Source organism: Ruegeria aquimaris (genome assembly GCF_025751555.1).
Lineage (GTDB): Bacteria > Pseudomonadota > Alphaproteobacteria > Rhodobacterales > Rhodobacteraceae > Ruegeria_B > Ruegeria_B aquimaris.
Map to the genome: position 1 here is coordinate 43,365 of NZ_JAOWLB010000001.1, position 12,213 is coordinate 55,577.

Sequence of the window (12,213 nt, forward strand, 5' to 3'; positions counted from 1 at the left end):
TCCTACTTGTAGATATCGGGAAGCAGCGTGGTCGAGATTGCCGGGATATAGGCAATCAGAAGAACCACAATCAGCATGGTCAGAACAAAGGGAACGGCGCGGGCGGCGATCTTGAGGATCGACTCTCCGGTGATCCCCGAGACAACGAAAAGGTTCAGCCCCAGGGGAGGCGTGATAAAGCCCACACCCAATGCGGTGATCATCATGATGCAGAACTGGATCTCGTTCATGCCGATATTGTCGGCAAGCGGTTTCAGGATCGGCGCAAGGATCACGATATTCGGCGTGGTTTCCATGACGCAGCCGGCCGCGATCAGAATGCCGATCATCAGCAGGATCAGGACATAGGGGTCCTCGGTCATTCCGGTGACTGCGGTCACAAAACCCTGCGGCACGCCCATGATCGCCAGTGCCTCGGCCAGCGGAGCCGAGAAGGCGATGATCGGCAGGATCACCCCGTTCACCTTGGCCGAACTGACCAGCATGGCCGGAAAGTCGGAAAACCGCAGGGTGCGCAGGACAAAGCCCATGAGGATCGTTATGACCACGGCGGTCGCGCCCGCCTCGGTCGGGGTCAGGCGACCCGAGAAGATGCCGAAAAAGATGATGCCCGGCACGATGAAGGCGTACCAACCGGATTTCAGGGACTTGCCCAGATTGGCCGCCCATTCGCCGACGCTCATGTTGCCGCCGGATTCGTAACTGTAGAGCCGGTTGACGATGATGTTCGTCACCAGGATCGAGACCAGAATGGCCAGGCCGGGAATAAGTGCGGCCAGAAACAGGGTCGAGGCGGAAATACCCAGCACAAGGCCGATGATGATATAGGCGATCGAGGGGGGAATAAGGATGCCGGTACAGGCACCCGCCGCCACCAGAGCACAGGCATAGGGGCGCGGATAGCCGCTTTCCACCAGCCGGTTAATCGTCATCCGGCCCACCGCCGCCGCCCCGGCGGCATCAGATCCCGAGATTGCCGCGAACATGCCACAGACCAGAACCGTGGCGGAGCCGAACCCGCCCTTGGTCCAGCAGGTCAGCGCCTCTGCCACGTCCAGGAACTTTCGGCTCAGCCCGGTGCGCACCAGCACGTCACCGGTCAGGATGAACAACGGTACGGCGGTCAGGGCAAACGCGTCTATGCCGGTGAACAGGCTTTCCCCCACCGCGGACAGCGGCAAGTCACCCGACATGACCAGCATGGTGATCGCCGCCGCACCAATGGCGGCCCAGACCGGCACGGCCAATGCGATGAGGCCGACAAAGAGGAGGACGGGAAGGTAGAAATCCCACCCCAGTTCGACTGTTTGACCAACTTGTTGCCAGAGCATCTGCTACGTCCTCAATCGAAGAGTTTGTCACCTTCAAAGACGGGCGTACCGTCCCGAAGGCTGCGGACATCGCGCCACAAGGATTGCAGCAGGCGCCAGATTATCAGGGCGAAACCGGCCGGAACCGCCATCAGGAACCACACCATCGAGATGCGCAGCCCATGGCTGACCGATCCGAACTTTGCCGAGACATGAACCGTCTCAAGCGACCAGTAGAGGGCGATCACCGCGACCACGAACATCACCAGGTCGCCAAAGATATAGAGCAGCGCCTTTGCGCGCGGCCCAAGGTAGTGCATCACCACATCAATGCGGATATGGGCGCGCTCCTTGACCGCTGCTGCGGCCCCGATCCAGGCCAGGTAGATGAAGGAATAGCGCACGATCTCTTCGCCCCAGATCGAGGAATAGGCGAACAGTTCGCGCCGGATGACCTCGACCGCCATCGTGACCACCAGCATCACGTAAAAGGTCAAGAGCAGCCATCGTTCCGCATTCTTGTCGATTGCCCGCAGGATATCCATCTCGCATCCCTTGCATTAGACATGCGCCGGAATGCGGCCCGTTGGGCCGTTCGACGGTCATGTCATCGGGGTGAAAAGGCGGGCACAACACCTCGTGCCCGCCGTGTCCGGCTCAGGCGTCGTGAACGTAATACTTGCCCTGCGTTCCGGCGGCCTCTTCCATCTTGGCGAAATTCTCCATGGAACCGGCCAGTTCGACCTTGAATTCATCCCATTCGGACCGCTGATAACCACCGGCCTCTTTCCACTCTCCAAGCTGGTCTGCGCTGAGTGAGTGAAACTGAACCCCGGCCTTGGCAAGCTCGGACATCGCATAGCTGCGCGCCGAAGGCACCTTGGACAGGTTTTGATGCGCGGTCATTTCAGAGCCCCACATCACGCCTTCCTGCACATCGGCGGGCAGCGCGTTGAACCATTCAAGGTTGCACGAATAGACCTGGCTGTCAGGCACCGCCTGGGTAAAGGTCACATGGCTCAGGATATCCTTGAAACCAAAGACATAGAGCGCCCCAACCGACGGGTCCAACGCATCCGCGACACCCTGCTTGATCGCCGAAGGGGTTTCACCCCAGGCAACCGGCGTCGGGTTCGCGCCAACCATGCGATAATACTGTTGCAGCATCTTCGAACCCGGCACGCGGAACTTCACGCCCGCCATGTCACCCGGCGTCATCACGGCATTGCCGCCCTTGCGCACCGCAACCACACGCGGGTCGATGTTCACATAGAACAGCGCCTTGAAGCCATTGGCCTCGACCTTGGGCTCGACTTCGGACTTCCAGAAACCCGAGTTCACCAGATTGGTAAAGCGCTGGTTGGAGCCGCAGAGATAGGGCATGTTGATCAGGTCGACGGTCGACGCGAAGGGCGCGAAGTTCGACAGCGAATGCTGTGCCGCCTGGATGGTGCCGCCCTGCACCTTTTGCACCAACGCTCCACCGGCACCCAGTTGCCCACCCGGCGCCAGCTTGACATAGACCTTGCCGTTGGTGGCGTTCTGGATGTTCTCCTTCAGATCCAGCTGCATGATCGGGTAGCTGCGCGAGGCGCCCAGCACATAGGCCGTGGCCACCGTCATCACATGCTCTGCCGCAGCCTCCCGCTCCTTCTCCTCCTTGGCGGTCTGCGCAACGGCTTCGGTTGACCAAAGCACGCCACCGGCCCCCGCAACCATGGCGGCGGTAAAACCGCCCGTTGCACTCAGTTTCAGAAAGTTGCGGCGTTCCGCCGACTTCAGCCCATCTTTGTCTTTTCTCATTCTATCCTCCCTAGAATTCATCAGCTGCCTTGCTTCTTGGTCTTCTGGTCAGCTTCTTTTTTGAGAATCGCGATGACGAACAGGATCGTCGCCGCGAACAGAACCAACATCTCTCCAACATCCCCGAGAAATGCGCTGCCCGCGAAAGCCCCAAGGGCAATATTCGCAAAGAAGACCGCAAAGACGATGGCTGAGGCGACAAGGAACATCGGTTGCTCCGCAATGAATCGGTTCCATGTCATTTGTAAGCGCTTACATGAAAAATGCAAGCGCTTACATTGCAAGATGGAAATTCCCTTCGCATGTGGTAAGAAGGTGGGAAAAGACTGGTGAACAAGATATGGGAAAAACCCGTTCCGCTCCGACACTTAACGATGTGGCAAGTCATGCCGGGGTTTCGACCGCAACGGTGTCTCGCTGCCTGAACTCTCCAAACCAGGTCGTGGAAACGACCCGTGTTCGGGTGCTGCAAGTGATCGAAGAGCTGGGCTATACGCCGAATTTCGCCGCTCGGGTCATGGCCGCGAAACGCTCGTTCACCATTGGCGCCATCATCCCAACCATGGATAACGCGATCTTTGCGCGCGGACTGCAAGCCTTTCAGAACGAGCTGCGCCAGAACGGGTATACTCTTCTTGTCTCCAGTTCCGACTACAAGCCCGAGATCGAGAAAGAACAGATCCGTGCCCTAGTGGCACGGGGGGCGGATGGTCTGCTGCTGATCGGGCACGAGCGCGAAAACGAGATCTATGATTATCTGAAGCGGCATCAGGTACCCGCGCTTGTCGCGTGGTCCTATCTTCCCGACGCGCGGCAACCTTCGGTCGGGTTCAGCAACCGCGATGCCATGTTCGCCCTGGCTCAGGACGTCATCAATACGGGTCACCGCCGCATTGCCATGATTTCAGGTGTGACCGCCGGAAACGATCGGGCACAAAGGCGTGTTCAGGGGGTCCGGGATGCGTTGCAGGCCAATGGAATTTGCGCCGATGACATGAGAGTGATCGAAACCACCTACGAGATCGACAGCGGCGCACATGCGTTTCGCGACCTCATGTCCCGGACCCCGCGCCCCACCGCGATCATCTGCGGGAACGACGTCTTGGCGGTCGGTGCCCTTCGCGAAGCGCGGCGCATGGATGTATCGGTCCCCGACGAGGTCTCGATCACCGGTTTCGACGATATCGAACTGGCGGAAATCGCCAGCCCTGCCCTGACCACCGTTCACGTTCCCCACCGCGAGATGGGCCGCAAGGCGGCGCAGGAGTTGATTGCCATGGTCAATGGCACCTCGAAGGGGGTTTCAACCTGCATCGACACACATATCGTGTACAGGGCGTCGCTGGCCACCCCCCCGAACGGGGCCTGAGGCCCGTCGCGCACCAGCCTTTGCCAGCCCCCCTGCCCTGTATCGCAGCGGCCCGCAAACAGTTGAGTCAACATCCAACGGAAAGCGTATCCAGGCAGGCCTGGCAAAGGCGCCAAGCCCAGCCGCGACACGCGTGACGCTCAGCTGACCTTGGACATCGAATAGGAAAGTGCCTCGGCACTTTCCACAGCCTTGTCGACCAGGAACAGCGCCTCAAGCTTGTTTGCCGCCTTCAGCGGTACCGTCTCGCCGACCCGGAGGGAAACAGATGCCACCTCAGGAACGTCCCGTCCAACTGCCGAAGTAAGAGTCGTCACCTCACCCGCCAGCCTGCGTGAATCAAAGGCCGCATCACTGTCCAGAACGACCAGAAACACGCCATTGCCCCAATACGCGGCAAAGTTTCTTGCGCCATCGGTCTTTTCCATGATCGCTTTGCCGGCGAATGACATGGCGCGCCGGAAATCGGCGGACGATCCTGTCTCGAAAATCCGCTCCGCTTCCTCGACCTTTACCGCCAGAACAGAGCTGTGCAGCGGATGCGCTGTCGAGATCTTGAACACATAGTTTTCGAACTCCGGCATGCCAAAACATCCCGGAACGCCGTCGATATATATCGGATCGCTCAGATGGAACTCACGGTCAGACCCGTCCTGGTCCTGCGCCGCCTCAATCGCCTCCATCGCAAGAATGGCCGATTTCCGTTCAGCCGCCATTCTATAGGCATCGGAAAGCCGCTGGCGAAGGTCGTCGAATTCAAAGGGTTTGGTCACGTAATCCGTCGCTCCGGCGTCGAATGCGTGGTCGATATACTGTTTCTGCACCATGGCCGTCACCATGATGACCGGGGTAAAGCGATAATCCGGAAGCTTGCGGACCTCCTGGCAAAGGTCGATACCGTTCATCTGGGGCATCTGTACGTCAAGCAGCAAGCAGTCAAACGGCTCTGGTTCGCTGCCCAGAATCTGAAGCGCCGCACGGCCATTGGCGGCCGTGACCACATCGTCATATCCGAACGCGGCCAATATCTGCGTCAGCAGTTCCAGGATGCTGGGCTCATCGTCTACGGCAAGAATTCGCATATTGGTTCACCACCTTTATGGCATCGCTCAGGTTTCCGGGGCGATACGGATATGTATCTGGGTCCGCCTGAACAGCGGATCCGGGTCATTTTTACTATTCTTTAGGGAAAAAACGGCAAATTGATGACCCGTAGGTGGCAGGTCCGTGCATTTTCCGCCGACCTCCCGAACCGTAGGTGGGATGGGCGATCCCGAGATGACCGGGCCACCGTGTCTTTACGATGGACGGGTCCTGGGCTCAGCTCAGGTAATTCCGGATATTGAACAGCACCGGCTGGCTTGCCGCGCCATCAATCGAGAACCTGGGCCCGACAGGCGTGGCGTCCGCGCCGATGCGGCGAGCCCAGCGCGACCACACCGCAGGTACGATGCCCAGAATGGAAGAGGCACCATTCTGATAGGCCGTCCTTGCCATGCCTTCAAACAGCATGTGCTGAACCGACAGCCTGCGGGCTGCGGGCACCGTCTCCGCGATGAAAAACCGCGTCGCTTCCCAGACATTGGCTCTGACCGGTGCCTCAAAGAACAGGACATCGGTCGGGATGCTGTCAAGCAGACCTCTTTGGGCATCCCGCAACATATAGCTGTAGATGCCGCATCTGGCCGTGGTCGGCAGCAACCGCACCCCGCCCACGATCTCGCCGAACTGATGCAGCACGATCCACTGACACGCGGGCGTGTCGTATTGATCGAACTCCATTCCCCCGGCCTCGGACACATTCCAGTGCAGGGTATCTATGAAGATGGATTTTCGGGCTTCGAGATATTTGGCAAGAAGCGTTCCATGCTCGTGGATATTGCGAAAGCTCATGACGCTTGACCGGACATTGCCAAGCGGGGACGGCTTCTGAGGCAAGCCGCGCGCAGGCAGGCGAAACCTGTGTCGCACCCTGCTTTTGGGCGCGATCTCCGCAGAGGCGCCTCCGGTAACCGGCTCCAGCTCCGGAAAAACCGTCGAAGCCAGACTGGCACCCGCTAGCCTGAAAGTTTGGTCCATGTCCTGCTCTGTCTTTTTGCCACACTTTTGACAAGAACATCCCAGTAAAGTCTATACCTAAGTGAAAGTCCTGTGCACCCAGAAAAACAGTGTGGCCAATTCGCAAGGAATCTGTGCGCGAATGGCAACGTGCTGATCGGGCAGCACCATGCACCGGCGGCAGGATCGGAGTTCGGGACCTCACGCCGCTGCCGATAGACGCCTTCCCGCCCCTGCTGGGCGCCCCCAAGCAGCCGCCCCTGTCGAAACCGGCCCGAGCCAGTCAAACTGTGACCGCATTTCCGGCCCACTGCTTCCTCAATCGGCAGATACCACTGCCGTGATGTCCCCAATGCGCAGTTGGAAACATGACCGCAATAGACGCAAGGCAGCTTGATCAGGTTCCGGAAAAACCCGTCGAGCGGATGCTGCAAAACATGAAGGATTACACTGCCATGAGCTTCGAGCTCATCTGGCAGCGTCAGGCAATTCTGCTGTCGGCAACCATTCTCACCGGCTATTTCTTCGACTTCTTCAACGCATTGCTGTTCTATTCGTGCATCCTGATTTGCGAGGGGCAGGATCTTATCCTTGCCAGACGGGTGGCCCGTCTGCGGCCCGATCAGCGCAAGGCGATCTTCGAGTCTCTGGCCTGGATTCTGCTCAATACGGTGCTGCATTCGACCGCCATTTGTCTTTACGCCATCTCGGTCGCGCTGGCGCAACCGTCTGGCGGGCACTTTACCCCGCTGTTTTTCCTGTTTGCCGCCGCCCTCTTTGCCGCAATGAACAACCACCAGATCGTTTGGGCGATGATCCTCCGGCTGACCATGTACGGCATCTCGTTCATGGTGATTGTCGTCGAGGACATCTGGGTCGAACGGCCCGACCTGTCCTCGGAACTCTGGTTGCACTTCTTCACCGTTGTTTTTGTGATGTATTTCCTGATCGACTGTGCGTTTGTCTTTCTGAGGCTCTACAGAACCAATCTGGCGCAGCTCGAAAAGCTCAGGGAAGAGCATGAACGCACCAAGGCGGCCTATATTGCGAAATCGCAGTTCGTCTCAACGGTCAGCCACGAGCTTCGCACGCCGCTGACCTCGATCAAGGGCTCGCTGGACCTGATCAACTCGGGCGCCATCGGCGAAGTCCCGGAAAAGATGCAGGGCCTTGTCGATATGGCCAGTAAGAACAGCCAACGCCTGGCATCCCTGATCAATGACATCCTGGACATTCAAAAGATGGAAGCCGGAGAGATGGTGTACCGGATCCGGACCGTCGATGTCTGCGCCATCGTCCAGGAAGCGATTTCCAGCAATCTGGGTTATGCCAGCGCCCATAAGGTCACGATCGAACAGGACTGCCCTGATGAGGGGGATCTGTACATCTCCGCGGATGCGTCACGTTTGATACAGGTTCTTTCGAACATGATCTCCAACGCGGCAAAGTTCTCCTCCGAGGGCAGCAGGGTTACCGTCGGCTGCCGTCGGACCGATACCGGCATTCGCATCTATGTCAAAGACCGCGGCATCGGGATTCCGCCCGGAAGCCGGGACAAGGTCTTCGACCGCTTTTCGCAGATCGATTCCTCTGACGAACGTCATGCCGGCGGAACCGGGCTGGGTATGAACATCTCCAGGGAGATCGTCGAACACTTCGGCGGCATCATCGACTATGAAAGCGAGGTCGGCGTCGGCTCGGTGTTCTATGTCGAGTTTCCGGAAGTCCGTAAGGTGCCCGATCCCGCAACGGCATGAGATCTTCCCCGGTCGGCACGGACCACTTGACCCCGCCATGAGCCCGACGCGGGACCTGGGCACAGCCCTGTCGCTGGCGGGAGTGTTGTAGATCAGACTCAACCTCGGCGGCCAATCGCACCGGGCGAATTCCATTGTTTATCTTCCTGCCGCACGCGGGTTAAGATTCCCACAGGGCCAAGTGGCCCCGCCTTATCGCGGTCTTGCTTACCGTTGTTCGCCGTTAACGCGTGCCGCAAATCCAGAAATTGAACCTTGCCCGGCTTTCCTCCCCCGTGGGGGATGCGCGGACAGGCAGGTTTACCTTGGCAGACTCGGTTGGAACTGTGGAAATGAAAGACATCAGCATTGCGCCGGTTTCGGCCAGACTGGCGGAAAAGCCGGTTGGTCTGCTTGATTTTGCGCGATCGGCCGGTCGGAACATGCTTGAGGTGATCCCGGCGGAGACCCTGCGGCAAACCTATGTCCGCGGGCCGCTGAACATTCACTACTTCTGCGATCCCGAGATGATCACCGAACTGCTGGTTGGCCAGGGCCGGTCGTTTCCAAAGGCGAAGTTCACCAAGGATATCATCGGATCGGCGGTAGGAAACGGCCTGATCCTGTCCGAGGGTCAGAAGTGGCGTCAACAAAGGCGCCGCTATTCACCGCTCTTTTCCGCCCGCAACCTGCCCACCCTTTCGGATCACTTCGCCGAAACCGGGATCGAGGTCGCGGACTCGCTGGCCGAAAATCCGGGGCCCGTCGACTTTGCCCAGGTCGCGCCGGCATCGACCCTCACCAACATCTCTAGGGTCATTTTCTCGGGCAACGAAGAGGTCAGCGCAGAACAGATCCGCACGGGTCTGATTTCCTACTTCGACTACATTTCCGACATCTCCCTGTTCGACCTGATGGGATTGCCGAAATGGTTGCCGCGCAAGAAATGGTTCCGCAGCAAGGCGCCGGTCACGACAATGCGCGACCTGGCGCGGAACGTGATTGACCATCGCCGCGCCGAAAACCGCGACACGCCGCGTGATTTTCTGGACTTCATGATCGAAGCGCTGAAAACCGACTTCGAGGATGCCGAAACGACGGTCGACAATCTTCTCACTTTTGTCGTTGCCGGGCACGAAACCTCTGCGAACGCCTTGTGCTGGGGGTATTATCTTCTGGCCATGCACCCGGAGATGCAGCGCAGAATTCGCAGTGAAATCCTGTCGGTCCGAGACAGCGGCAAGATCCGCTTCGAGGACCTTGAACACATGCCCTTGCTGCGGGCGCATATCAAGGAAACGCTGCGCCTGTATCCTTCTGCGGCCTTCTTCGCCAGGGATGCGGCCGAGGATATCGAAATAAAGGGGATCTCGATCAAGAAGAACGACGCGCTGTTCTTTCCGGTCTATTCATTGCATCGCAACGAGGCCCTGTGGCCCGAACCGGATCATTATCGCCCCGAACGGTTCCTTGGCGCGCCGCTTCCGCGCGGACAGTACATCCCCTTTGGCGACGGCCCCCGCATCTGCATCGGCGCGCAATATGCCGAAACAGAGATCATGATCCTGATGGCATCGCTGCTGCGCCGGGTGAAACTGTCCCTGTCCGACCAGCCATTGCCCGAGCCGGTGCTGACCTTCACCATGCGTACCAGCGGACCGATGGTCCTGACCGTGGCCCCGGCCTAGCCCACCGCAGGTGACGCCTCAACAGGCATGCGCTTACTTCTGCGCAAGATAGCTGTCTTCGCCGAAGAGTTCGAACATCACCCGTTCGTAAACCCGCCTGCGTTCCCGGCCTTGGATCGCGGGTTCGGTCGGGTCGCTTGCCAGGTCATGCGTATCCTCGTCCTTCTGCAAAGCCTGTTCGCGCTCGTCCACGCTCCGGACCGCCTTGCCAAGCGCGGCCATGGCGCCGGCCTTGGACAGAGACCGCATCGACACCCGATCGCCGATCAGCACCCGCAACCACCCGGTCGCGCTGCGGTTCCCGACCAGTGTTCCGAACACCTGGTTCAACCTGTCTTCTGACGGAAGGGCGCCGGTCGCGTCTTTCCCGTGCGTCACCACCAGGAACACGCCGCTGCCCCTGTACGAGAAGATGGCATTTGCCTCTTTGGTCGTCATCTGGATGGCGCGCGCAAGGTCGGAGACCGCGCGGCGGAAATCGCCGGATTTGCTGAGATCAAAGAAATACTCGGCATCCTGGATCTTGACCGCGATGACCGACGACTCGAAGAGACGGCCACGGGACAGCTGCTCGACATAGTTGTCGAACTCGACATAGCGCAGGCACCGGCCCAGACCCTCGATCGAGAACGGATCGTCCAGGTTGAATTGCTGGTTGAAGTCCAGTTCGTCCTGAAGAAATCTTGCGGACTCCAGTGTCCGTTGCGCTTTCATCCGTTCCTGCATCAGCAGATGAGCGGAGTTGATCCGGCTGCGCAACTCAAGGAAGTCAAAGGGCTTGCTGACATAATCCGTCGCCCCCTCAAGGAACGCCGCCTCGACATAGTGCCGCTCGGTCATGGCGGTGATCATGATGACAGAGGTTTCACGGTACTCTGGCAGCGCGCGTATGCGCCGCAACAGTTCTATGCCGTTCACCTGCGGCATCTGAACGTCCAGCAAGAAGCAATCGAACGGGGTCTCACAGCCCTCGATCGCGCGGAGCGCACGCTCTGCCGAACTTGCCGTCGAAACCTTGCAGTTGCCGAATGACGTCAACGCCGTTTTCAGCAACTCCAGGATGCTTTCATCGTCATCGACGATCAAGACCTTGAGCAGTTTCTGCTTCTGCGCGCGCAGTTCCAGCTTCTTTTGAAACTGATCTCTTCCCGGGTTCGAGTGCTTCATATCTGGGGCCTGATGGCAGCTGAGTTTCACCGTCATCCTAGGCAGAGAGTGGGCCAAAAACGTGGCACCTGATCAGATAAATTTTACATTTTTGACAAAATTATGTTTAAATTTAGACAGTTATCGAGAATTCGGAGACAGTTTCCCGAAAGTCGGTCCTTTGTTCTCGATCCGGAAAACGCGTTCGGTATGGTCGATTTTCCCGCTAAAGCTGAGTCGGTCCAGATGGAACATGGAACCCCAGAACAGCGACCGGAACGCGCCCCGTTTGCAGCCGGTTTTGTTACCGTCAAGCGGGCAAAGCCCTTTGTTTGCAAGGTTCTTCTTTAGTTACAAAGGGGGTAGGATGGTGGGTGATAAGAGATTTGAACTCCTGACATCTTCGATGTGAACGAAGCGCTCTACCACTGAGCTAATCACCCATGAGGCCGGTTATTAGCGTTACTCGGCAGGCTCTGCAAGGGGGTCCTGGTCAAGTTTTTCGACCGGCGCGCTGTCTTGTGTGCTGCGGCGCAGCTTGCAGATGATCACCTGCCCGGTGCCCTTGTCGGTGGACCTGTTCACCTTCAGCTTGCCCATCGGCGACAGGTTCAGACTGCGCCCGTCCGAGATCGCCTCGCCCAGAATTGCCAGCATCGCCTCGACCGCCGGTTTGGCGAATTTCTTCTTCACCTCCGACCGGGCAACAACCAGGTCGATCAGTTCGCGCTTGCGCAACTCGTTGCCATCCGTCCCCAGATCGGCATCCTCGGGATCGGCATCCTCGACGCCCGTGTCGCTGTCGTCGGCGCGACCCCTGGTCACTTCGGGCAGCGGTGTTTCCAATTGTTCGGACGGGTCCTGCGTGTCGGTCTCGACGGGCGTGGCGGGCGCCTTGCGCGGGCTTCGGGTCGTGGTTTTCCGGGTCGTGCTCGGCGTCCGGGTCGTGCGTTTTGCCATGATCTCGCCTCTTGGTTCCGTTTTGCGCCAAGTTACTCAACTGTTGCCATTCTGGCTACAGTGTCCGAAGAAATAGTTGAAACCTGTTCCCCGAATACAAGAAAGGCGAGCATTTGTGCCCGCCTTTCCCGTCATCTCTGCCG

The 12,213-nt window shown here is 58.7% G+C and carries 11 protein-coding genes and 1 tRNA gene; 3 read left to right on the forward strand and 9 right to left on the reverse strand.

What is annotated here, in order from left to right; translation table 11 throughout:
- Positions 1 to 2 precede the first annotated feature (2 nt).
- From OE747_RS00235 to OE747_RS00250, 4 genes are all read right to left on the reverse strand, one after another.
- Positions 3 to 1,331 carry a TRAP transporter large permease gene (locus tag OE747_RS00235; RefSeq protein WP_263826605.1) on the reverse strand — a complete coding sequence of 443 codons (1,329 nt, stop codon included), beginning with the start codon at positions 1,329 to 1,331 and terminating at the stop codon, positions 3 to 5.
- A gap of 11 nt (positions 1,332 to 1,342) precedes the next feature.
- Positions 1,343 to 1,855, reverse strand: a complete 513-nt coding sequence (locus tag OE747_RS00240) for a TRAP transporter small permease (protein WP_263826606.1) — start codon at positions 1,853 to 1,855, stop codon at positions 1,343 to 1,345.
- Between the two features lie 112 nt (positions 1,856 to 1,967).
- Complete coding sequence (locus OE747_RS00245) at positions 1,968 to 3,113, reverse strand: TRAP transporter substrate-binding protein (protein WP_263826607.1); 1,146 nt, start codon at positions 3,111 to 3,113, stop codon at positions 1,968 to 1,970.
- A 20-nt stretch (positions 3,114 to 3,133) separates the two neighbouring features.
- Positions 3,134 to 3,322 carry a hypothetical protein gene (locus OE747_RS00250; protein WP_263826608.1) on the reverse strand — a complete coding sequence of 63 codons (189 nt, stop codon included), beginning with the start codon at positions 3,320 to 3,322 and terminating at the stop codon, positions 3,134 to 3,136.
- 131 nt (positions 3,323 to 3,453) lie between these two features.
- On the opposite strand from OE747_RS00250, the gene OE747_RS00255 reads away from it, so the two are divergent.
- Positions 3,454 to 4,482: a LacI family DNA-binding transcriptional regulator gene (locus OE747_RS00255; protein ID WP_263826609.1), complete on the forward strand. Its 1,029-nt coding sequence runs from the start codon at positions 3,454 to 3,456 to the stop codon at positions 4,480 to 4,482.
- 140 nt (positions 4,483 to 4,622) lie between these two features.
- Here the strand turns inward: OE747_RS00255 and OE747_RS00260 are convergent, their stop codons facing one another.
- A complete protein-coding gene (locus OE747_RS00260) occupies positions 4,623 to 5,564 on the reverse strand; it encodes a response regulator (RefSeq protein WP_263826610.1) in 942 nt (313 codons plus the stop codon).
- Between the two features lie 238 nt (positions 5,565 to 5,802).
- The gene (locus OE747_RS00265; RefSeq protein WP_263826611.1) at positions 5,803 to 6,375 is read right to left on the reverse strand and encodes an acyl-homoserine-lactone synthase; all 573 of its coding nucleotides are present in this window, start codon (positions 6,373 to 6,375) and stop codon (positions 5,803 to 5,805) included.
- 533 nt (positions 6,376 to 6,908) lie between these two features.
- Between OE747_RS00265 and OE747_RS00270 the strand changes: the two genes are divergently transcribed.
- Both OE747_RS00270 and OE747_RS00275 read left to right on the forward strand, forming a co-directional pair.
- A complete protein-coding gene (locus OE747_RS00270; protein WP_263826612.1) occupies positions 6,909 to 8,297 on the forward strand; it encodes a sensor histidine kinase in 1,389 nt (462 codons plus the stop codon).
- A gap of 332 nt (positions 8,298 to 8,629) precedes the next feature.
- Complete coding sequence (locus OE747_RS00275) at positions 8,630 to 9,964, forward strand: cytochrome P450 (protein ID WP_263826613.1); 1,335 nt, start codon at positions 8,630 to 8,632, stop codon at positions 9,962 to 9,964.
- A gap of 33 nt (positions 9,965 to 9,997) precedes the next feature.
- Here the strand turns inward: OE747_RS00275 and OE747_RS00280 are convergent, their stop codons facing one another.
- The 3 genes from OE747_RS00280 to OE747_RS00290 form a co-directional block, all read right to left on the reverse strand.
- A complete protein-coding gene (locus OE747_RS00280) occupies positions 9,998 to 11,131 on the reverse strand; it encodes a response regulator (RefSeq protein ID WP_263826614.1) in 1,134 nt (377 codons plus the stop codon).
- 347 nt (positions 11,132 to 11,478) lie between these two features.
- A tRNA-Val gene (locus OE747_RS00285) sits at positions 11,479 to 11,553 on the reverse strand.
- A 19-nt stretch (positions 11,554 to 11,572) separates the two neighbouring features.
- A complete protein-coding gene (locus OE747_RS00290) occupies positions 11,573 to 12,070 on the reverse strand; it encodes an HU family DNA-binding protein (protein WP_263826615.1) in 498 nt (165 codons plus the stop codon).
- Positions 12,071 to 12,213 lie beyond the last annotated feature (143 nt).